The sequence below is a fragment of the Candidatus Phyllobacterium onerii genome (genome assembly GCF_028331445.1).
Lineage (GTDB): Bacteria > Pseudomonadota > Alphaproteobacteria > Rhizobiales > Rhizobiaceae > Phyllobacterium > Phyllobacterium onerii.
Map to the genome: position 1 here is coordinate 632,377 of NZ_JAQMHX010000001.1, position 21,924 is coordinate 654,300.

16 protein-coding genes are annotated in these 21,924 nt (G+C 57.0%); 7 read left to right on the forward strand and 9 right to left on the reverse strand.

The window, feature by feature from the left end; all coding sequences use genetic code 11:
* Window positions 1–104 precede the first annotated feature (104 nt).
* From PHA01_RS03080 to PHA01_RS03090, 3 genes are read left to right on the forward strand one after another with little or no spacing between them, the layout of a single operon-like run.
* Window positions 105–794: a response regulator transcription factor gene (locus PHA01_RS03080; RefSeq protein WP_262293795.1), complete on the forward strand. Its 690-nt coding sequence runs from the start codon at window positions 105–107 to the stop codon at window positions 792–794.
* Window positions 791–2,191: a sensor histidine kinase gene (locus PHA01_RS03085; RefSeq protein WP_271893264.1), complete on the forward strand. Its 1,401-nt coding sequence runs from the start codon at window positions 791–793 to the stop codon at window positions 2,189–2,191. Before PHA01_RS03080 ends, PHA01_RS03085 begins: the two co-directional genes overlap by 4 nt.
* Window positions 2,188–5,163, forward strand: a complete 2,976-nt coding sequence (locus PHA01_RS03090; protein WP_271893266.1) for a bifunctional [glutamine synthetase] adenylyltransferase/[glutamine synthetase]-adenylyl-L-tyrosine phosphorylase — start codon at window positions 2,188–2,190, stop codon at window positions 5,161–5,163. The genes PHA01_RS03085 and PHA01_RS03090 overlap by 4 nt, the downstream gene beginning before the upstream one ends.
* 5 nt (window positions 5,164–5,168) lie before the next feature.
* On the opposite strand, the gene PHA01_RS03095 is transcribed toward PHA01_RS03090, so the two are convergent.
* The 3 genes from PHA01_RS03095 to pepN form a co-directional block, all read right to left on the reverse strand.
* Complete coding sequence (locus PHA01_RS03095; RefSeq protein WP_271893268.1) at window positions 5,169–5,915, reverse strand: hypothetical protein; 747 nt, start codon at window positions 5,913–5,915, stop codon at window positions 5,169–5,171.
* An 83-nt stretch (window positions 5,916–5,998) separates the two neighbouring features.
* Window positions 5,999–8,320: a PAS domain-containing sensor histidine kinase gene (locus PHA01_RS03100; RefSeq protein WP_271893269.1), complete on the reverse strand. Its 2,322-nt coding sequence runs from the start codon at window positions 8,318–8,320 to the stop codon at window positions 5,999–6,001.
* Between the two features lie 251 nt (window positions 8,321–8,571).
* Window positions 8,572–11,217, reverse strand: a complete 2,646-nt coding sequence (pepN, locus tag PHA01_RS03105; protein ID WP_271893270.1) for an aminopeptidase N — start codon at window positions 11,215–11,217, stop codon at window positions 8,572–8,574.
* Window positions 11,218–11,480: 263 nt separating this feature from the next.
* Here pepN and PHA01_RS03110 point away from each other — a divergent pair, with 263 nt between their 5' ends.
* Window positions 11,481–12,395: a DMT family transporter gene (locus PHA01_RS03110; RefSeq protein WP_112527593.1), complete on the forward strand. Its 915-nt coding sequence runs from the start codon at window positions 11,481–11,483 to the stop codon at window positions 12,393–12,395.
* Between the two features lie 3 nt (window positions 12,396–12,398).
* On the opposite strand, the gene PHA01_RS03115 is transcribed toward PHA01_RS03110, so the two are convergent.
* The 3 genes from PHA01_RS03115 to PHA01_RS03125 all read right to left on the reverse strand — a co-directional run bounded on the left by PHA01_RS03115 (window position 12,399) and on the right by PHA01_RS03125 (window position 15,230).
* Complete coding sequence (locus PHA01_RS03115; RefSeq protein ID WP_271893271.1) at window positions 12,399–13,646, reverse strand: MFS transporter; 1,248 nt, start codon at window positions 13,644–13,646, stop codon at window positions 12,399–12,401.
* A gap of 93 nt (window positions 13,647–13,739) precedes the next feature.
* Window positions 13,740–14,567 carry a uracil-DNA glycosylase gene (locus PHA01_RS03120; protein ID WP_271893272.1) on the reverse strand — a complete coding sequence of 276 codons (828 nt, stop codon included), beginning with the start codon at window positions 14,565–14,567 and terminating at the stop codon, window positions 13,740–13,742.
* 51 nt (window positions 14,568–14,618) lie between these two features.
* A complete protein-coding gene (locus tag PHA01_RS03125) occupies window positions 14,619–15,230 on the reverse strand; it encodes a hypothetical protein (RefSeq protein WP_271893274.1) in 612 nt (203 codons plus the stop codon).
* A gap of 257 nt (window positions 15,231–15,487) precedes the next feature.
* Between PHA01_RS03125 and PHA01_RS03130 the strand changes: the two genes are divergently transcribed.
* Window positions 15,488–17,155, forward strand: coding sequence for an electron transfer flavoprotein-ubiquinone oxidoreductase (locus PHA01_RS03130; protein ID WP_271893276.1), 1,668 nt, complete (start codon window positions 15,488–15,490; stop codon window positions 17,153–17,155).
* Here the strand turns inward: PHA01_RS03130 and PHA01_RS03135 are convergent.
* Window positions 17,143–18,150: an endonuclease/exonuclease/phosphatase family protein gene (locus tag PHA01_RS03135; RefSeq protein WP_271893278.1), complete on the reverse strand. Its 1,008-nt coding sequence runs from the start codon at window positions 18,148–18,150 to the stop codon at window positions 17,143–17,145. The two genes, PHA01_RS03130 and PHA01_RS03135, sit on opposite strands and share 13 nt — an antisense overlap.
* 491 nt (window positions 18,151–18,641) lie before the next feature.
* Between PHA01_RS03135 and PHA01_RS03140 the strand changes: the two genes are divergently transcribed.
* Window positions 18,642–18,998: a VOC family protein gene (locus tag PHA01_RS03140; RefSeq protein WP_271893279.1), complete on the forward strand. Its 357-nt coding sequence runs from the start codon at window positions 18,642–18,644 to the stop codon at window positions 18,996–18,998.
* Window positions 18,999–19,000: 2 nt separating this feature from the next.
* On the opposite strand, the gene PHA01_RS03145 is transcribed toward PHA01_RS03140, so the two are convergent.
* Window positions 19,001–19,447: a MarR family winged helix-turn-helix transcriptional regulator gene (locus tag PHA01_RS03145; protein WP_271893281.1), complete on the reverse strand. Its 447-nt coding sequence runs from the start codon at window positions 19,445–19,447 to the stop codon at window positions 19,001–19,003.
* A gap of 90 nt (window positions 19,448–19,537) precedes the next feature.
* On the opposite strand from PHA01_RS03145, the gene PHA01_RS03150 reads away from it, so the two are divergent.
* Window positions 19,538–20,305 (forward strand): VOC family protein, encoded by a 768-nt coding sequence (locus PHA01_RS03150; protein ID WP_271893282.1) that lies wholly within the window; start codon window positions 19,538–19,540, stop codon window positions 20,303–20,305.
* Between the two features lie 3 nt (window positions 20,306–20,308).
* On the opposite strand, the gene PHA01_RS03155 is transcribed toward PHA01_RS03150, so the two are convergent.
* On the reverse strand, window positions 20,309–21,817 hold the full coding sequence (locus PHA01_RS03155; RefSeq protein ID WP_370637017.1) for an AMP nucleosidase: 1,509 nt from the start codon (window positions 21,815–21,817) through the stop codon (window positions 20,309–20,311).
* Between the last annotated feature and the right edge of the window lie 107 nt (window positions 21,818–21,924).

The following is a 21,924-nucleotide window of genomic DNA, read 5'->3' on the forward strand; positions in this document are numbered from 1 at the left end:
AGCACAATAGGGCGGCAGATCCTTCGATAACTCTGCCGCCCGCTTTTTCTTTCTGCGATGAGCGATACTTCACTCCTTCACCAAAACCGGCTTAATGTACTGCCATGAAGATTCTTGTGATCGAAGATGACCGCGAAGCGGCCCGTTATCTGGAGAAGGCCTTCGCCGAGGCGGGGCATTCGGCGGATATCGCTGGCGATGGCGAAACCGGCTATACACTGGCGGAGCAGGGAACTTACGACGCCCTTGTCGTTGACCGCATGCTGCCGCGCCGCGACGGCCTTTCTGTGGTCGCGGCTCTACGCGCCCAAGGCAATGATACGCCGGCTCTGATCCTCTCTGCTCTCGGTCAGGTTGATGATCGTGTCACCGGCCTCAGGGCGGGCGGCGACGATTACCTTACCAAGCCTTACGCTTTCTCCGAGCTCTTGGCTCGCATCGAAGTCCTGCAAAGGCGATCGAGCCCGAAAGAGGCGGAAACTGTCTATCGCGTCGGCGATCTCGAACTCGACCGCCTGTCGCATACCGCCAAACGGGCAGGTCAGGTCATCATCCTCCAGCCGCGCGAATTCCGTCTGCTCGAATATCTGATGCGCCATTCCGGGCAGGTCGTCACTCGAACGATGCTGCTGGAGCATGTCTGGGATTATCACTTCGATCCGCAGACCAACGTTATCGATGTGCATGTCTCGCGCCTGCGCGGCAAGATCGAAAAGGGCTTCGAAACGCCCCTGCTGCACACGGTGCGTGGAGCCGGCTATATGCTGAAGGCGACTGCCGGAACCAATGCATGAGCCGTTTCCGTGCCATGATGAAAATGACAGCCGTGCGGCTGTCAGCGCTTTACCTCGTACTGTTCACGATCTGCGCGCTGGTGCTGGTATTCTATATCACCAGTTCTTCCGTCCGGCTTTTGACGACACAGACGGAGACGGCCGTCAATGAAGAAATCGAGAGCATCGGTCAGGTCTACCAACGGGGCGGTATTGTCGGCCTCGTGCGAACGATTGATCGGCGCGGACGTCAGCCGGGCGCTTACCTCTATCTCGTAACGGATCCGGCAGGGCGCATAGTTGCCGGTAATGTCCAGAGCATCGAGGTCGGCGTCTTGCAGACGGAGGGCTGGATAGAGCGCCCCATCACCTATGAACGGTACAACGAGGGTAGCGATCCGCAGGTCCACACCGCCATTGCCAGGGTGATCGTCATGCCGAATGGCATCAGGGTCATGGTGGGACGCGATCTGGGTGAGCCGGAACAGGTCCGGCTCGTCGTGCGTCGCGCGCTCATGGCCGCTCTCGGCATCATGGGCGTCGGTGCATTCCTGATATGGTTCTTCGTCGGGCGGCGTGCGCTGCAGCGTATTGACGAGGTATCGGTCGCTTCGCAACGCATCATGGGCGGCGATCTGGCCGGGCGACTTCCCGTGAGCGGATCCGGAGATGAGTTTGACCGCCTGTCGGAAAATCTCAACGGGATGCTGGCGCGCATTCAGGAACTGAACGAGGGTGTCAGACACGTTTCCGACAACATCGCTCATGATCTGAAGACGCCGCTGACGCGTATGCACAATCGTGCTGAATCTGCGCTTTCGAGCGCCAGGACGACGAAGGCTTATCGCGCCGCCATGGAAGGCATGATCAGCGACTCCGATCAGCTGATCCGTACGTTCAATGCAATCCTGATGATCTCACGCCTCGAATCTGGCTATTCGACCGAAACGATGGAGCCGATTGCACTATCGACAATTGTCGAAGACGTTTTCGAATTATACGAGCCTTCGGCCGAGGAGGCGGGTGTCACGCTGACGCTGGGACCGATCGACGAAACGCCTGTCAAGGCGAACCGCGAGCTGATCGGCCAGACCATTTCCAATCTCGTGGACAACGCCATCAAGTATGCGAGCGCGAGCGACAATCCGGTTGAAGTAACGTTGTCAGTGGAAAAACACGATGACAAGGTCAAGGTCATTGTCGCCGATAACGGTCCAGGAATTCCGCCAGATCAGGTGGCTCGAGCGACCGAACGCTTTGTGCGTCTGGAGGAAAGCCGTTCGCAACCGGGGTCCGGATTGGGTCTCAGTCTTGCCAAGGCCGTCATGAAATTGCACGGTGGCACATTGGAGTTGACTGACAATGCGCCGGGGCTACGGGCTGTCCTCGTTTTTCCGGTGGGAGAGGAGAATGTATGAGTTCCGGAGCGGCGGGTGCTAGTGCGCCTTTCTTTGCGCAGACCTTGCGTGATCTGGAACCATTGGATACGCAGAATGCCGAAGCTTTGCTCCGTGACCTCTTCGCGCGTGCGGCGGAAAAGGAATGCGCTGGCGTCGGTACACTGACAGCCAACAAGCCTGCGGCCGCCTTTATTGCAGCAGTCCTCGACCTCTCCCCGTATCTGCGCGCCATTCTCTTACGTCGCCCCCAAATCATCGAACCACTGTTCGAGATGCCGCTGTCCAAGCGCCTTGAAGCGCTGATGTTGGAAATTGCAACGACGAGCGAAGGCGACGATGTCACCGAAGCAGGCCTGATGACTGCGCTTCGGCAAGCAAAGCTCAAAGGCCATGTGCTCATCGCATTGGGCGACCTGTCCGGTCAGTTTGCGACGCCCGAGACGACGTTCTGGCTGTCACGGTTGGCCGAAGAATGTCTTGGCGCCGCGGTGCGGTTCCTGCTGCGTGATGCACAAGAGGCCGGCAAGCTCAAACTTCCTGATCTAAAGCATCCGGACAAGGACTCCGGCTGGATCATTCTTGCGATGGGAAAGTTCGGCGCATTCGAGTTGAATTATTCTTCAGATATCGACTTGATCGTTTTCATCGACGAGCACAGTCCGGCCATCACCGATCCCTATGAATGCGTCGAGACCTTTTCACGGTTGACGCGGCGTCTGGTGCGCATCATGCAGGACCGCACTGCTGATGGTTATGTGTTTCGCACTGATCTACGGTTGCGGCCGGATCCGGGCTCAACACCGTTGGCCATCCCCGTCGTTGCCGCGCTCAACTACTATGAAGGCCGTGGGCAGAACTGGGAGCGCGCGGCCATGATCAAGGCGCGGCCGGTGGCAGGCGATATCGACGCGGGAAAGCGGTTCTTGGCAGAGCTTGCTCCATATGTCTGGCGCAAATATCTCGACTATGCAGCAATTGCCGATGTTCACTCCATCAAGCGGCAGATCCATGCGCATAGGGGACATGGTGAGATTGCCGTGCGCGGTCACAATGTGAAACTTGGCCGGGGCGGTATTCGCGAAATCGAGTTCTTCGTACAGACCCAGCAATTGATCGCCGGAGGCCGCTTCCCGCAACTGCGCGGTTCTAGCACTGTCGATATGCTTGGCGCCCTGCATGGCCTCGGCTGGATCAGCGAGGAAGCGCGCGACACACTGGCACAGAAATATAGCTTCCTGCGTGATGTCGAGCACCGCATCCAGATGATCGCTGACGAACAAACGCACATGCTGCCGGAGGACGACGAGAACTTTCTGCGGATTGCCCATATGATGGGTTACAAGGATGGCGAGACCTTTGCCGAGGATTTTCGAACAGCCCTGAAGACGGTCGAAACCCACTACGCAGCCCTGTTCGAGCAGGCACAGGACCTGACGGCCGAGGCGGGCAATCTGGTGTTCACCGGTGACGTCGATGATCCCGATACATTGAAGACGCTGGAGAAATTCGGCTTCGAGCGGCCGAGCGATATCTGCCGGGTGATCCGCACCTGGCATTTCGGCCGCTACCGCGCGACGCAATCGGCAGAGGCCCGCGAGCGCCTGACCGAGCTGACGCCAGTGCTATTGAAGGCTTTCGGCGCAACCAGCCGCGCCGACGAGGCTTTGATGCGTTTCGATGGAATGATAAAGGGCCTGCCGGCAGGCATCCAGCTGTTCAGCCTGCTACAATCCAATCCGCGCCTTCTCGATCTTCTTGTGCTGATCATGGGTGCAGCGCCACGGCTTGCCGATATCATCACCCGCAAGCCGCATATTTTTGACGGCATGCTCGATCCCGCAATCTTCGCGGATGTACCGACGCGCGCCTACTTGGCCGAACGGCTGGAGAGCTTTCTCGGCCCCTGCAAAGTTTACGAAGACATTCTTGACCGTCTGCGTATCTTTGCGGCCGAGCATCGCTTTCTTATCGGCATCCGGCTGTTGACCGGCGCGATCAGCGGAGGAAGGGCCGGCAAAGCCTTCTCGCATCTGGCCGATCTCGTCATCGACAGAGCCCTCAAAGCCGTCATGGACGAATTTGCCAGCAAACATGGCAGGATCAGTGGTGGGCGCATTGCCATTCTTGGCATGGGAAAGCTTGGCAGCCGGGAACTGACAGCGGGGTCTGATGTCGACCTCATCCTGCTCTATGACCACGATGAGGATGCAGAGGAGTCCGATGGGGAGAAGGGGCTCGCGCCCTCGCAGTACTATATGCGTCTGACCCAGCGACTGATCGCGGCACTCTCCGCGCCAACGTCGGAAGGCGTGCTTTACGAGGTCGACTTCCGCCTGCGCCCATCCGGCAACAAGGGGCCGGTCGCCACGCACATCGACGCCTTTCGCAAATACCAGCTAAATGACGCGTGGACTTGGGAGCATATGGCACTGACCCGCGCCCGGCCGGTTGCCGGCGATGAGACGTTGTTTACCGAAATTGAAGAGGATGTCAGTGATATCCTGGCCATGCCACGCGATCCGGCAAAGATCGCGAAGGACGTTGCCGAAATGCGCGCGATGATCGAGGCAGAGAAGCCGCCGAGCGATGCGTGGGATTTGAAGCTCGTTGCCGGCGGTATCATCGATATCGAATTCATTGCCCAGTTTGCGGTGCTGACGGGGAAAGTCGATGGACCAGCGAATGCGCAACCCACGGCGGAGGTCGTTGAGAAGTTAAAACCGGACTTCGCCGATCTAGCCGTGACCGACAACCTCGTCGATGCGGCTCACCTCTATACGGGCATCACCCAGATCATTCGCTTGTGCCTGAACGGTGACGTCAAGCGCGAGGATTTCCCGCCCGGGCTATCTGAATTGCTCTGCCGCGCCTGTGATCTGCCCGATATGGAACGTGTCGAAAGCCAGCTGGCGGAGACCGCCCAATCGGTGCGGAAGACATTCGACGCCCTGCTTGCAGCAAACCGCATACAGCGCATACGCTCCAGCTAGCAATGTCAGCCTGCGGGCGTTACTTCAAGTATGGCCAACCGGGCTTTGCCCTCGGCCGTATTACCCACTATGACGGTTGTACCGGCGGCAACCAGAAATCCTTCGCCGACTTGCAGCGTTCGTGTATCGCTGCCCGACTTCAAGACAAGTGCGCCATCGACGGCAGCGACGTAAATGGGCTCGTTGCCGCGAACCGTATCACTAGCTCCCGTGGGCAGCGTTTTGATGCTCTGCTTGACCTTGTACGGACCGTCGATGGGTTTCTGATTACGAAAAATCACCTTGAACGGATTTGATGAATTGACATTAACGATCATGCTTGTCGGTGCGCCAAGCGCAGTGCAAATGTCGCGGAAAGGTGCACCCGCTCGCATAATGTGTGTAGACAGATAATGCATTTCGCCTTGATCCATATTTCCTCCGGTGTGAACCGTAAGGTCAGGTATCAAGAAGGTCTGCTGTGTCGGAACCTTCGTTGTGGTGCCGCCTTTATCGGCGGTCCACCAAAATCCGGTGCCCTTGATCGTCGTCACGCATTCAATGCCATCGTGCACATGGGTAGGAAACAGCCCGTTTCCCTTGACGGCAGTGATTTCATACCAGACATCCCAATTCTCTTTAATGGCTGTCGGAACGTCGCAAACACCTTCTATGACTTCGCTTGGCACTGCTTGTTGTGCCCCAACCGGCATAGGTGGAGGGAGGGCAACAGCGCACGTCAAGAAAAGCATACATGCGAATTTCTTCAGCATGGCACACCTCCCTCAATATTTCGATTGACTATACGCTTATTCGGGCTAGCTAGCAACTAATGCTGAAGTATTAGATGGGGAGGTTACCCGTCTGTTCTTTCCGGTATGCGCACCGAAACGATTGTACCGACACCCTCGGTGGAACGTATCTTCAATGCTCCACCATGTAGTTGGGTCAACGAGCGAGAAATGGCGAGGCCTAATCCTGAACCTGCGTGGGATTTTGTGAATTGATTTTCCACCTGTTCAAAGGGTTGGCCGATTTTCTTCAGCGCTTCTTTGGGAATACCGCAGCCGGTATCCTCGATAGTGAAGACAAGTGCACCCGATACTTTACGCGCTCGAACAGAGATACGCCCGCCCGTATCGGTGAACTTCACGGCGTTCGACAACAGATTGATCAATATTTGTTTTATGGCACGGCGGTCGGCATTGAGTGTAACGCTTTCCGCGATCCTGGTGTCGACCTTCACGTCTTTTTCCTGTGCCTGCAGCGACACGACGCGCACGGTCTCGCGGATGAGCGGGCAAAGATCGATCTCCTCGCGATCCAGCGAGAAATGCCCGGCCTCGATCTTCGACATGTCGAGTATGTCGTTAATGACATTCAGGAGATAGTTGCCGCTGGTATGGATGTCGTGGACGTATTCCACGTAGCGGTCGGAGCCGAGCGCGCCAAACGTTCCAGAATGCATGATTTCCGAGAAGCCGATGATGGCATTGAGCGGCGTGCGCAATTCGTGTGACATGTTGGCGAGGAATTCGGACTTTGCCCGGTTGGCGGCCTCGGCACGCTCCTTCTCGACGGCATATTTGCTGTTGAGTTCTGTAAGCTCCAGCGTACGTTCGATCTCGGATTTGCGCGCAAGGCTCAGATCGTGAATTGTCGCCATCAAGCGGCGCTCGCTGTCGACCAATCGTTCTTCGTGCACTTTCAACTGGGTGATATCGGTACCCACGGACACGAGGCCTCCATCCTGCGTGCGCCGCTCATTAACCTGTAGCCATCGGCCATCGGCCAGCTGCCGCTCGAATGTCAGCGCGCCATTGCGACCGTGTTCATTGGCCATTCGCTTTTCCAGGGCGACAGCGCGGATCCGTGGCTCGAGCTCCTCGCGACCGATACCCGGTAGCAGGCATTCATTGGCGAGCCCTGAATATTCGTTGAACTTGCTGTTCGACATGACCAGGCGGTTATCGGCATCCCACAGAACGAACGTCTCCGAGATGCTTTCGATCGCCTCACGGATACGCTGATCGGCCTGTGCTGTCGCCTGAACAAACCGGTGCTGTTCGCTGACATCCACAGCGACGCCCACCAGATGCAGATCGCCGACATTTGCATCGGCAACTTGCGCTCGCACCCGCATCCATACCCAATGACCCTCCGCATGGCGCATACGGAAGACACGGTCCATCTGGCTTATTTCGCCGGCTGCCACCTGTGCCGCAAGGCTGTAGAGCTTGTCATCGTCTGGATGGATGATCGACGATATGTCACCGAGGGAGAGAATGGCGTCGTAGGCCTCGTAGCCGAGCATCTCATACATGGAGCGCGACCAGTATACCCGCCCGCGCGCCATGTCCCAGTCCCACAGGCCACAGCGGCCCCGCGCCAATGCCGTGTCCACCCGTGCTTGTGTATGTTGGTAGAGCTCGTCCGCATCCTGCGCGCGAGCCGCTTGGCTGAAATAGGCATAGAGCACGATCAGCATGATCGTTGCCGTGCCGGCGAACATCGTGACGTTGATCGACACAACACGACGCCAGTCGGCGAAGACGGCCTCGACAGGGTGCATGACAAAGACCGAATAAGCGCCATTGCCCGAACGGCTGAAGGCGGCGAGGGCAGGTGTGCCTTCAACTTTTACCGGCATTGCGCCTGCCCGGTCCCCAAAGAGGAAAAGCGGCTGCCCTTCGGTAACGAAACGCTCGAGATTCTTGTTACGCCAATAGTCACCACCATCGGATGAGACCACGATGTTCGCTTCATCATTCGCGATGGCAAACCACATGCCCGACGGGATCAGATCATTGGCGCGGATTTCGCTGACAATGTTCTGCAGGTCACCCACGCTCAGTTTTTGGCCGCCGTTCATGCGATTGTCGATGACGCTCGCCACATGGGTTGCGGCCATGGACAAGGTTGCGCGGGCCGTACGCTCCGTGTCGTCACGCCAACCGAGAAGTGACATGGAACGCGCGAGAGCCAGTGCGAGCAGGAAGACGATGATGAGTGGTGGAATCGCGCGGCGAAGATAGGGCTCGGCGGCAAGCAGCTTGCCATAGGCGGGATCGGCGAGAAGTTTTATGTGACCCGAAAGCCGGTTGCGCCCCCGCGCATCGTTCCGGCTTTTGGCATAATTCTTCCCCGTCGGCGCGCGATACGCGTCCGCATTTGCCATCGAATGGCCCCCTCATTTTGCCTTTGTAATCAGTGATTTGCTTCAGCACGCCGCACATCCGAAGCACCTGTAGTGAATCAAAACTGATTCTGCGTGTCTAGTCCCTTTGTTAAATATTTATCAATACTTATGGCGGGCCAAAACTACAATCAAACGACGAGTCATAACTCCTTGAAATGACTCAAGATACCTCGGGCGATGCCCGAGGACGATGAATAAACAGGGCAGTGGATAACCCGCAGACGCCCTCTCTAGGCCAGCGTCCGCTCGACGATATCCCGCACGTCCGCCGAAAGTCCCGTCTCTCTAGCGATGGTCGCCAGTGATTCACGTGCATGCTCGCGCCGTACGGGTTCGAACGATCGCCACGAGCGCATTGCCGTCAGAAGCCGTGCTGCAAGCTGCGGGTTCTTTTTGTCGATGGTCAGGATCGTCTCGGCAAAGAACTTGTAGCCTGCACCGTCGGCGCGATTGAAGCCCGTCTGATTACCGCTGGAAAACGCGCCGATCAAAGCCCTGGTGCGATTGGGATTGTCGAGCGAGAACAGCTTGTGGGTCATCAACTCGCGCACCTTGTCCAGCGCTCCATTCCCCGGCTGCATCGCCTGCACCACGAACCATTTGTCCATGACGAGCGGATCATTGCCGAAACGCGCCTCGAAGGCCTGCAGCGCATGGTTTGTCGCATCGCTGTCGCCAAAGCGCTGGACGAGCACACCAAGCGCAGCAGCCCGATCTGTCATATTGTCGGCGTTTTTGAACTGCGTCGCGGCCCGCTTCGAACTACTCTCGGCGACACTCAGATAATCGAGCAGCACGTTGCGCAGCGCTCTGCGGCCCGCTCCGGCCGCGTCCGGCTTGAACGAGCCCTCCTGCGCGAGCTCGCCATAAGTTTGCGCGAACTTCCCCGCATGTGCTTCGGCCACGGCGCTGATCAACGCATCACGACTGCCAAGAATGGCATCCGGGTCGATATTCGCGCCAAGTTCACGCGCAATGTCGCTTTCGGACGGGATGCTAAGGCACAGCGCCCGAAACGCCTCATCCAGCGTTACGTTAAAGGCGATCTCGCCGAGTAGCTTGATCGACGAGTTCTCGATTGTCGCCGGCTTGCCGCCGCGGACGCGTTTGGCATTGCTCGTCAGCTTGGCGTTAAGCAGTTGAGTAAGGGCTTGCCAGCGCGTCACCTCATCGCCGTCGTTGCGGGCGAGGAAGGCGAGGTCGGTCCGGGTCAATTCGCTGGTAAGCGTCACCGGTGCCGAAAAGCCGCGCAGCAGTGAAGGGACCGGGCGTTCGGGGATACCGGAAAAGCTGAAGCGCTCCTTGCGCTTGCGCAGATGGATGACGTCGTCCTTGACCAGACCGCCCTTCGCTGACCGTGGCCTAAGCTCACGACCTTTGGCGCCGAGCAGCGCAAACTGCACGGGGATGTGCATCGGCTTTTTCGAAGTCTGGCCCGGTGTCGGCTTCAACGACTGCTCGATCTCGATTTCGAAGGTCTTGGTCGCCTGATCATAGTCGTAGGTTATGGCGAGATTGGGAGTCCCGGCCTGGTCGTACCAGAGCGCAAACTGGCTGAGATCTTCGCCCGACGCATCCTCGAAGACCTTGATGAAATCCTCGATCGTCGCGGCATCGCCATCATGGCGCTCGAAATAGAGGTCCATACCCTTGCGGAAGAGTTCCGGCCCGAGAACGGTACGGATCATACGCACAACCTCGGAACCTTTCTCGTAGACAGTCGAGGTGTAGAAATTGTTGATCTCGCGGAACTGGCGGGGACGCACCGGGTGGGCGAGGGGGCCGGCATCTTCGGGGAACTGATGCGCCTTGAGGCCCTTCACCTCGGCGATGCGCTTGACGGCGCGCGAACGCATGTCGGCGGAAAATTCATGGTCGCGGTAAACGGTCAGCCCCTCCTTCAGGCAAAGCTGGAACCAGTCGCGACAAGTGATTCTGTTTCCTGTCCAATTGTGGAAATATTCGTGGGCGATCACCGCTTCGATTCCGGCATAATCTGTATCGGTCGCGGTATCTGGATCGGCCAGCACGTACTTGTCGTTAAAGACGTTGAGCCCTTTGTTTTCCATAGCGCCCATATTGAAATCGGACACCGCGACGACATTGAACACGTTGAGATCATATTCACGGCCGAAGACATCCTCGTCCCATTTCATCGAACGCTTCAGCGCATCCATGGCATAAAGCGCGCGGGGCTCCTTGCCGTGCTCGACATAGATGCCGAGATCGACATGACGCCCCGAAGCGGTTGTGAACGTATCGGTAATCACGCCAAGATCGCCGGCGACAAGCGCGAACAGATAGGCTGGCTTCGGATGCGGATCATGCCAGACAGCAAAATGCCGGCCGTTGGCAAGTTTGCCCTTATCTTGGGGGTTGCCATTCGACAACAGCAATGGTGCTTCGCTGCGTTCGGCTTCGATACGCACCGTGTAAACGGAGAGCATGTCGGGCCGGTCGAGGAAATAGGTGATGCGGCGAAAACCCTCCGCCTCGCACTGCGTGCAATAAACGTCGCTCGACCGATATAGCCCGGTCAATTGCCGATTGGTGGTCGGGTTGATCTCCGTGGTAATTTCTAGCGTGAAGGCGCCATTTTCCGGCAAGCCGCGAATTTCTAGGCGATCTGGCGTCGCTACGTAGGCATTGTCGCCAAGGACGGCCCCGTCGAGGCGGATATCAACCAGCTTGAGGTCGTCGCCGTCCAGAATGAGAGGAGCGTCGGATGCAACACCCTCCCTGCGCTCGATCTGCAGTGTGGATTTGACGACTGTGCGCTCGGGATGGAGACTGAAATCGAGGTGGGTTTCGGGAATGAGAAAATCGGTGGGCTTGTAATCTTCCAGATGAAAAACCTGGCCGGTATCGGTACGCATCGTCTAACTGTCCTTATTGATGGCGGGGACCCTATCGATCTTTCTTGTGGGGCACAACAAATGCCGATTTGTTTGGTTCACAAACGCAACGTGAATGATTGCCCACTGGTGTGGCCGCTTAAACCATCCTAAAGATATATCAGTTTACAATTCCATACCGCCGCCGACCACTCTTTCTTCCAGGATGTAAAACCGTGTCCACTATTGTTCACCCGCGAGATGGTGAACCACTTGTCGCAGATCGCGCGCGCAGCACCAATGTCATGCTGGGAATTGGTCTCAAGGTCGCCTCGGTCTGCGTATTCGTCTGCATGTCGAGCCTCTTGAAAGCATCTGACGGTATTCCGGCGGGCCAACTGGTGTTCTTCCGCTCCTTCTTTGCGATTTTTCCGGTCATTGCCTTCATTGCGTGGCAGGGACAGATGGCTGTGGCATTCAAGACGAGCGAGCCCTTCAGCCATTTTTGGCGCGGATTCGTCGGCGTTAGCGCCATGAGCCTCAGTTTTTATGGTCTGACCAAGCTTCCCCTGCCTGAGTCCATCGCAATCAGTTATGCGACGCCACTGCTGACCGTCGTATGCAGTGCAATTTTCCTGCGCGAGACAGTACGGCTCTATCGCTGGTCGGCAGTGTGCTTCGGTCTTGTCGGGGTCGTGATCATCCTTTGGCCGCGCATGTCGTTCTTCACCGGGGAAACCGAGTTCGGTGCGGATCAGGCTGTCGGCGCGCTGGCGACATTGGGCGGTGCAGGGCTCGCCGCCATTGCCATGCTGCTTGTGCGCAAGCTGGTGCAGACGGAGCGCACGCCGACCATCGTCGTTTACTTCTCCATCGCCTCAAGCGTCATTGCGCTGGTCAGCCTTCCGTTTGGCTGGGTCTGGCCGACTGCCTTTCAGGCGACCTGTCTGATCTTCGCCGGAATTGCGGGCGGCGTTGCGCAAATTCTGCTGACGGAGAGCTACCGCCATGCCGACATGTCGGCGATCGCTCCATTCGAATATACCTCCATGTTGCTGGGGCTCGCCCTCGGCTATCTGCTCTTCGGTGACATCCCGACAGCGGAGATGATCACCGGAGCCGCAATCGTCATCAGCGCCGGCATCTTCATCATATATCGCGAGCATCGGCTTGGCCTCGCCCGGGCACGTGCCCGCAAGGTCTCGACGCCGCAGGGATGACCACTACTCTTCCTGCGCCACCTCGCTCAGGGGGTGTAGCTGGAAAGTCTCTGGAGTATGCGGCCGGTCATGCGGGCGAATGGCGAAATCGGGACGCTCTGAGGGAGCTTGCGACGCACGGCGAAGGCTGCGCCAGAACGCATAGGAACCATAGGCCGCATAGCTGATTGCCATCGTGACAAAGAATCCCGAAGGGCCGTTCAGATCCATCAACCGCCCGGCGATCTGCGGGCCGATCATGCTGCCGACACCATAAACAATGAGCAGGCCACTGGAAATCTTGACGAATTCACTGGGTTCGGCGAAGTCGTTGGCATGCGCCACATTGAGCGAATAGATCGGAAACAGTACCGTCCCGAAAACAAACATCAACGTGTAGACCACCCATGGGGTAGTGGGCTGAACCATGATCATCGTCAGCGATATCGCGACACCGCCGATCCCGGCCACGACCATCACGTACCGCCTGTCGACGAAATCCGAGATACGGCCGATTGGGTACTGGAAAATTGCGCCGCCGATCATCGAACTCGCGATCATCGTCGCGATGCCGAAAGTCGACAGGCCGATCTCGCGGCCATAGATCGCCGCAAGAAAGTTCCACGCACCGGCGATGATCCCCGCCAGAAGCGAGCCGATCAACGCAGCGGGTGATTTCCGGTAGAGCCCGGGAAGGTCCAGCGATACCTGCGTCAGTGGGCGTGGTGACTGCGCATTTGAAAGACCAGTCGGCACCAGGGCGCCAGCATAGATCAACGCCCCGATCATGAACAAAGCCTGTGTCGCCGGATCGCCGAACGGCAGAATATATTGGCCAACGAGAAGTCCGAGCATGGAAACGATCATGTAGATCGAAAACACCATGCCGCGTGTCGAATTGGTGACGCGCTCGTTCAGCCAGCTTTCGATCACCATGTAACTGCCGGCCAATGAAAAACCGGCCAGCGCCCGAAACAGCGTCCAGGCCCAAGGATCGATGATCAGACCGTGCATCAGCATCGACATGCTGAGGAGCGTCAAGAGCACGGCAAAGACACGCACATGCCCGACACGCCGCACGAGACGCGGAACGATGATGCAGCCGCCGGTGAATGCCAGCGCGTAACCGGTTCCTAGCCAACCGATGGTAGTCGGCGACCAGCCTTCCATGCCCGCGCGCAAGGGGAGCAGGATTCCCGCGAGGCCCCCTGCCGTCAGCATCAGAAACGTGCTGGTCAATAATGCCGCTATCGGCAAGAGCTGGCGAAACATATATGTATCCTGCGTTTCAATGCCCGAAACTACAGGCTTGGATTGGCTCGGGAGCCTGAAATTACGACACGGCCATTCCAGTTTTGCGCCAATCTAGTCCGTCAATGCACGCAGTCGAATTTTGACGTTGACGAAATCGCGCCAGGCGAAGCGCTTTTGGGCAGGATTTCGCAAAAGATAAGCCGGATGCAGCGTCGGCATCACCGGAATCTGGATGCCGGACGTCGTCAGATGGGCTTTCCAGTTTCCACGCAGGCGCAAAATACCTTCCGTCGCATTGGTAAGCGCTTTGGCCGCTGGGCCACCAAGCGCGACGAGCAGCCTTGGATTGGCGAGTTCAATCTGGCGCTCGAAGAATGGGCGGCAAATCTCCGTTTCAAGTGGCGTTGGCGTGCGGTTGCCAGGTGGACGCCATGGAATGGTATTGGCGATATAGACACTGGTCCGGTCGAGGCCGATGGCCGCAAACATGCGATCGAGGAGTTGCCCTGAGCGGCCAATGAAAGGAACACCTTCGAGATCTTCTTCACGGCCCGGTGCTTCACCGACGAACATGATCGGAGCAGCAGGATTGCCATCGGCGAACACGAGGTTCTTGGCGGTGAATTTCAAATTGCAGCCGTCGAATGCGGCGAGCTGCTCGCGCAACTCCTCCAGCGTAGCTGCACTTGAAGCCATCTGCCGCGCCATCGCGATTTTGGCATCGTCGGGGACTGAGGTCTTGCTGAGGATGGATGGAGCCGGTTGACTAGGCGCCGGTTGTTCAGGTCGCTGCTGCTGTGAAGGTCGAGCGGCTTGCGTGGGCGAAGCCGCAACACGCTTTGTCTCGACTTGGGAGAAGCGGTCGACCGGCGCATCTTCGAGCGGCGTATCAACGCCGGCCTCGGCATAGAAATGCAGCAGTTCGCGCAAATTGGTCAAGCGATAATCCTTTTGTCTCTGACGTCGCAAATTGCTGGCACAATTGCAAGGTCAGGAGGAAGGAATGCGTGGCTCCTGCACCAGATAAAACACGCGTTTGGGTGTGAAGTCAGCGATAGGAAAATCAAAGCTCGCACCAAAGCCGGGATCGATCTTGCCATCCCGAAACACCATACGATCATAGGGCTCGAAGTCGTCGCTGAAAGTGCCGTAACCGGTCGATTTGATCATGCCCCTCTTGTCACCTGGCTGATAGAAGGAAAGTCCATCGCCATAATCGCTTGGCACGTTAAGCTGTTCCTGTAGTTCAAACTCGAACTCGACCCAGGGATGACCGCTGCTGTTGGTGGCCCGGACGCGCAGATAGAATAGAATCCCGGCATCCTCGCTCGGGTTAAGCTGCGTTACTTTTTCGGTGCGAATGATGAGCGTCGTTGGCGTTACAGAGGGGAACTCTTCCGTGAGAATGATCGGATCCTGCATCGTTCCCGTGCCACTGATGGACCGAATGATGAAGCCGCCAAGCTCATCGGAAAATGAGTAGGGCCCCGCCGTCCAAAGCCGCGGATCTTCTTGTGCCGATCCTCTTGGAACGTAACCGACAAAAAGCATGCAGATGGCCATCATGCCACGCAGCATCCAGTCCGTGCGGTATCGTTTCATCAGGTCTCCCATCGGTTGGCATGTGAGACAATAAGCTGAATTATGACTGAAACCGCATCCCGTGCAAACATTCTATGAAAGTGCAAAATATTGACGTTTACGTTAAAGTAATTTAGATTCTGCCAACCGTCGTGAAATGAGGGCAATTGGCCGCATCTGGAATGCATGACTGTCTGTGTCATATGGCTATTGTTGCGTTACCAATCGGGAAAATACTGCACAAAAGTGCTTACGGGAATGATTCTTAGGAGGATTGCATGAGCGAGGTAACCGAACTCCCAGAGCGCGAGAGCATGGAGTTTGATGTCGTCATAGTTGGAGGAGGGCCGGCTGGTCTAACCGCTGCGATCAAGCTCAAGCAGATCAATCCGGAATTGTCGGTTGTGGTCCTGGAAAAGGGCGGCGAAGTTGGTGCGCACATTCTTTCGGGCGCCGTGGTCGACCCGATCGGCGTCGACAAGCTCCTGCCGGGCTGGCGCGACGAGGAAGGACATCCCTTCAATACGCCGGTTACGGCAGATCATTTTCTGGTTCTCGGACATTCCGGCTCGGTGCGTCTTCCGAATTTCGCCATGCCGCCTTTGATGAACAATCATGGCAATTTCATTGTCTCGCTGGGCAATGTCTGCCGTTGGCTCGGCACCAAGGCAGAAGAACTGGGCGTAGAAATCTACCCGGGCTTTGCCGGCTCGGAAGTGCTTTACGACGACAACGGCGCTGTTATCGGTGTTGCTACCGGTGACATGGGCATCGAGAAGGATGGCAGTCCCGGACCGGCCTATACGCGGGGCATGGCGCTGCTCGGAAAGTATATCCTGGTCGCGGAAGGCGCGCGTGGTTCGCTCGCCAAGCAATTGATCAAAAAATTCAAGCTCGATGAAGGTAAGGAGCCGGCGAAATTCGGTATCGGATTGAAGGAATTGTGGCAAGTTGATCCGGCGAAGCACAAGCTGGGCCTCGTGCAGCATTCGTTCGGATGGCCGCTGGACATGAAGACGGGCGGCGGGTCATTCCTCTACCATCTTGAGGACAATACGGTCGCCGTCGGCTTCGTCATGCACCTCAACTACAAGAATCCCTACCTTTCGCCATTCGAGGAGTTCCAGCGCTTCAAGACCCATCCGTCCATTCGTGGCCTCTTCGAAGGGGGCAAGCGCCTGGGCTATGGTGCGCGGGCGATCACTGAAGGCGGTTGGCAGTCAGTGCCAAAGCTGTCTTTCCCCGGAGGGGCGTTGCTCGGCTGCTCGGCTGGCTTCGTCAACGTGCCGCGCATCAAGGGTTCGCACAATGCCATGCTCTCCGGCATGCTGGCCGCCGAACATGTGGCGGAAGCGATCGCCGCCGGGCGTGCTAATGACGAGCTTATTGCTTACGAGAACGCTTGGCGCTCAAGTGAGATCGGCAAGGATTTGAAGCGTGTGCGTAACGTCAAGCCCATGTGGTCGAAGCTAGGCACAATCGGTGGGGTCATGCTTGGCGGTCTCGATATGTGGCTCAACACGATCTTTGGCGGCTGGTCACCCTTCGGCACGTGGAAGCATGGCAAGACCGATGCAGCCTCCCTCGAACCTGCCAGCAAATACACGCCAATCGCCTATCCAAAGCCCGATGGCGTCCTGACCTTCGATCGCCTGTCCTCGGTGTTCCTGTCCAACACCAATCATGAGGAAAACGAGCCGGTTCACCTGATCGTCAAGGATATGGGCCTGCAGAAAAGCTCTGAGCTCGAAGTCTATGCCGGACCTTCTGCACGTTACTGCCCGGCCGGTGTCTATGAGTGGGTCGAGGAGCCAAACGGGTCGAAGTTCGTGATCAACGCGCAGAACTGCGTGCATTGCAAGACATGCGATATCAAGGACCCCAATCAGAACATCAACTGGGTGCCACCACAGGGCGGCGAAGGACCGGTCTATCAGAATATGTGATCGCTTTGCCTCATCACAGTCTGCTGATCCGGACCGCCATTGTCATCGACGCCGCTAATTGAAAAGCGTAGCAGCAGCGGCAAATGATCCGAGCCGACAGGCTGCAGTGTCTCGACTCGCGTTTGGATAATGCGGTCCGAAACGAGGATGTGATCGATCGGCAGGCCAACCCATCGCGCCGCATGCGCCAATGAGCCGTTGACGAGCCAGCTCGGCCGCAACCCTTCGGCTGAAGATGTCTTGCTCGCCTCGGTGATGGTTTTAAGTGTCTGACTCCAGGATGTCGCGTTGAAATCACCAGCAATGATCATTGGACCTTGAAGCCGCTCGAAGTAGGGCTTGATCGTCTCAACATTGCTGGCTTGGCCATAGGGCCACGGCCAGTCGAGGTGGATTGCAGTAATAACGGCGCTGCGTCCGCCGAAATCAACGCGTGCGAGACCGATCAAACTGTCGACACATTGTGGCGTGGTACCGAGCGCAAATGGACGGCGGGAGAGAATTGCAACGCCGCCAATATGGCTGCGGTTAGGGCAGTAGAGATTATAGGGATAGCGTGCTTCGATCGCTTTCAGTTTGGGGCGCCACGCAGTGGATACTTCCTGCAAGGTGATGACATCGGGCGCTTCTTGCGCGATCAACCGAAGGACGTCAGCCTGGTGACGATTGTCGTAGCGCAGGTTCAGCTGCATCAGTTTGTATTCCGGCTGGGCTGTTTTAGCTTCTGCGGAAGGCGCAGGGGAGGGAACAAGCACGGAACCAAGTGCGGTCAGTCCCAGCACCATTGCCATCAAACCTTCTCGCCACAGTCCAAAAATAAGGGCTGGGATGGCCGATATGGCCATCAGCGCCGCGAGATGCATGCGGAAATGCGCAAAAGAATCGAACAGTGGATGGGCCGCGCCGAAAAATCCCAATACCAGCGGTAGCGAAAACATCACCGGTATTACTACGGCGGCAAGTCTGATCCACGATAGTCTGTTCTCTGTCGTCATGCTCCGCATTAAACCGGCAATTGCGACGCAATCAAGATGGTAGCGCTTGTGATCTCGGGACAACCCGCAGCGCCGTTAACCGGCCTCTTATGCAACCCTGCATTCGTTGTGCTCTGCGACAATTACAGCCATGTGTGGAGGAGTTTTATAAGCAGAAGCAGCAAGCGCCGAGCGAACCGGCGCATCGAGAAGATGGGCCTCCTCGACCCGGCACGGGCCTTGCGGATAAAACTGGAGGTGAACTTTGTGGTGGTTACCATTTAGCATCACGCTGACGACGAAAAGAACCCGGACGAGTTGGTCGCTCAGCATCCGGGTTCAATTCAACTAGTCAGAAAAGGAGGGGCGGGTGAAAATCCGCTCCTCACTCCAAACCGGAATATAGCAGCTTTCCCATTATTTCCAAGCAGCGCCGTTTTGGACTTTAGACGCATGACAGAGATGATTAGTGTGAGATCTCGGACGAGACTCAACATTGAGGAGGGTGTCCCGTGATCGTAAAACGCATGGTTCCAAATTTCGCATGTCCTGATCCCGGCAGCGTTCGTGACTTCTACGGAAACTTGCTGGAACTGAAAGTCGTCATGGATCATGGATGGATTTTGACATTTGCATCCGACATTCCGGCAAGGCCGCAGATCAGCATCGCGAGCGAAGGAGGGTCAGGCACCCCTGTTCCCGACATTTCGATCGAAGTGGAGGATGTCGATATGGTCTATGCGCGGGCGAGAACAGGCGGCTATGAAATCGCTTACGATATCGCAGATGAGCCCTGGGGCGTGCGACGTTTCTACGTCCGCGATCCAACCGGGCGATTGGTCAACATCTTGACGCATGCTGTTGATTGAGATCACAAGAGCTTCTTCAAGCCGTTTAAAAGTCGATCATGCTCGCCGTCTGTTAGCAGTTCTTCAAGTTTGCGATGTGAATTTTTCCATATCGGCACGACTTCCGAAAGCAGGTGCATACCATCCGGCGTCAGTGCCATGAGGCGGCTGCGTTTGTCAGCAGGATCGACCACGACCCTCACCAGGCCACGGCGCTCCAGCGGCTTGAGGGCCGCGGTAAGTGTGGTTCGGTCCATCGCGAGCAATGAAGCTACGGAACTCAGATTGGGTGGCGACGGCCGATTCAGCGACATCAGCAGCGAAAACTGCCCGTTGGTGAGGTCATGAGGCCGCAAAGCTTCATCGAAGCGGCGGGCTAGGGCACGCGCGGCCCGTTGTACAGCAAGGCACAAGCACGTATCGCGAACGTGAATTGTTGTTTCGAAAGGAACTGAAATCGGCTTTGACATGGCCTATATATGTTGATATCAACGTAAATGTCAACATCCAGACACGAGCCATCTATACAATCCGGTCGATCATGAGAAGGAGGAGTTATCATGTCCAATTCCGGTAATTTTGTTTGGTACGAACTGATGACCAGCGATGCTGAATCTGCCGAGCGCTTCTATAGCAATGTCGTCGGCTGGAGTGCTCAAGACGCTGGCCATCCGCAAATGAAATACACGTTGCTGAAAGTCGGTGAGGCCCCGGTTGCCGGTATGATGACAACACCGGAAGGTTGCAATACCGGCGTCGAGTCAATGTGGTCCGGCTATATTGCGGTCGATGACGTCGATCAATTTGCCGCCCGCGTAAAGGATGCGGGAGGCAAGATAACAGTCGAACCGCAAGATATACCGGAAGTCGGCAGGTTCGCGATCGCTGCCGATCCGCAGGGCGCGCCGTTCACTCTGTTCAAGCCCTCGATGCAAGATCGCGGCGACAATCCAAAGCCCCCTGCACCGGGTACAGTCGGGTGGCACGAATTGAACACCAGCGATTGGAAGAGTGCCTTTGAGTTCTATTCCGGCCTGTTTGGCTGGACCAAGGGCGAAGCCATGGATATGGGCGGCATGGGCACATACCAGATCGTGGAGCGCGACGGACAGATGTTTGGCGCCATGATGAACAATCCTGAGCCGTCAACCCGTCCAGCCTGGTGCTATTATATCTGCGTGGACGATATTAACGCCGCTGAATCGAGGATCAAGGACAAGGGCGGCAAGGTTGTCTTCGGGCCGATGGAGGTTCCGGGCGAGCAGTGGGTTTTGCAGGCGCTCGACCCGCAGGGCGTGTCTTTCGCTCTTCTTGGCCCTCGCAAATAAGTTCTACTGAAACGCCATCTCGTAGAAACTGCGCAACTTTCTGGAGTGCAGTTTCTCGGGGGGCATTTCAGCCAGTTTCTCCAGGGCACGAATGCCGATCTGCAAATGCTGTGCCACCTGACGTTTGTAAAATTCCGTCGCCATGCCAGGCAGTTTCAATTCACCGTGCAGCGGCTTGTCGGAGACGCACAGCAGCGTTCCGTAAGGCACGCGAAAGCGGAAACCATTCGCCGCGATTGTCGCCGATTCCATGTCGAGCGCGATCGCGCGCGATTGCGACAGCCGTTTAACGGGGCCGCGCTGGTCGCGTAGCTCCCAATTGCGGTTGTCGATCGTTGCCACGGTGCCGGTACGCATGATGCGCTTCAGATCATACCCCTCAAGCCCGGTGATTTCCGCGACTGCCTGTTCAAGTGCGACCTGCACTTCGGCAAGCGCCGGGATCGGCACCCATACCGGTAAATCGTCATCCAGCACGTGATCTTCGCGCACGTAGGCATGGGCCAACACATAGTCGCCGAGCGCTTGCGTATTGCGCAGCCCGGCGCAGTGGCCAAGCATTAGCCAGGCGTGCGGCCTCAGCACGGCGATATGATCGGTAATCGTCTTGGCATTCGAAGGGCCGACACCGATATTCACCATGGTGATGCCAGAACGGTCGTCACGTGCGAGATGATAGGCCGGCATCTGCGGCAGCCGGCCAATCGGCACGCCCGACGTCGGTGCATCATTGCCGGCTTCGGTGATCAGGTTACCGGGCTCGATGAAGCGCTGATAGCTGCCGCCACCTTCAGCCATAAGTCCACGCGCCAAGGCGCAAAATTCGTCGATGTAGAACTGGTAGTTGGTGAACAACACGTAATTCTGAAAATGCATCGGTCGCGTCGCGGTATAGTGCGAGAGCCGGTGCAAGGAATAATCGACCCGTTGCGCCGTAAAGGGCGAGAGCGGCATGATGCTGTCGAGGTCGTCCGTTTCATATTCGCCGTTGACAATGCGATCATCCGTCGCTGCGAGATCCGGTACGTCGAAGAGATCGCGAAGCGGGCGGGTGAATGCATCCGCTACGGATGATTCGACATGTGTGCCCTCAAGGAAGGCAAAGTGGATGGGGATCGGCGTCGTGGATTCCTGTACCGTCACGGGACCGCCATGGTTGCGGATCAACAGCCTTATCTGTTCCTCGAGATAGTTGTCGAACAGGTCCGGCCGCGTGATGGTCGCCGTATATTGACCGGGTGCCGACACATGGCCGAATGCAAGGCGGGAATCGATCTGCGCATAGCTCGACGTCGAAAGACGCACTTCCGGATAGAAAGCGCGGAAATGCATTGTGTCGCGTTCTTCGCCTCGCGCAACTCTATCGAAGGCATCACGCAGAAACTTTGTATTGCGTTCATACAGAGCGCTGAGGGCCTGGACGGCCGCCTTGGCGTCGGTAAATTCTCGTCCTTCGACATGGCTGGGCATGCTGATGGCGGTGGGCTTCTTTGTTCCGATTCTTTTGTCCATGCCCCAATATAGTGACATAGCATGACACTTGAAAAGCGGTGTCTTAGAGCGGTTTGCACATATTGGATCGATCGTGTTTCTCGGATGGCGAGACAATCCACGCGGAA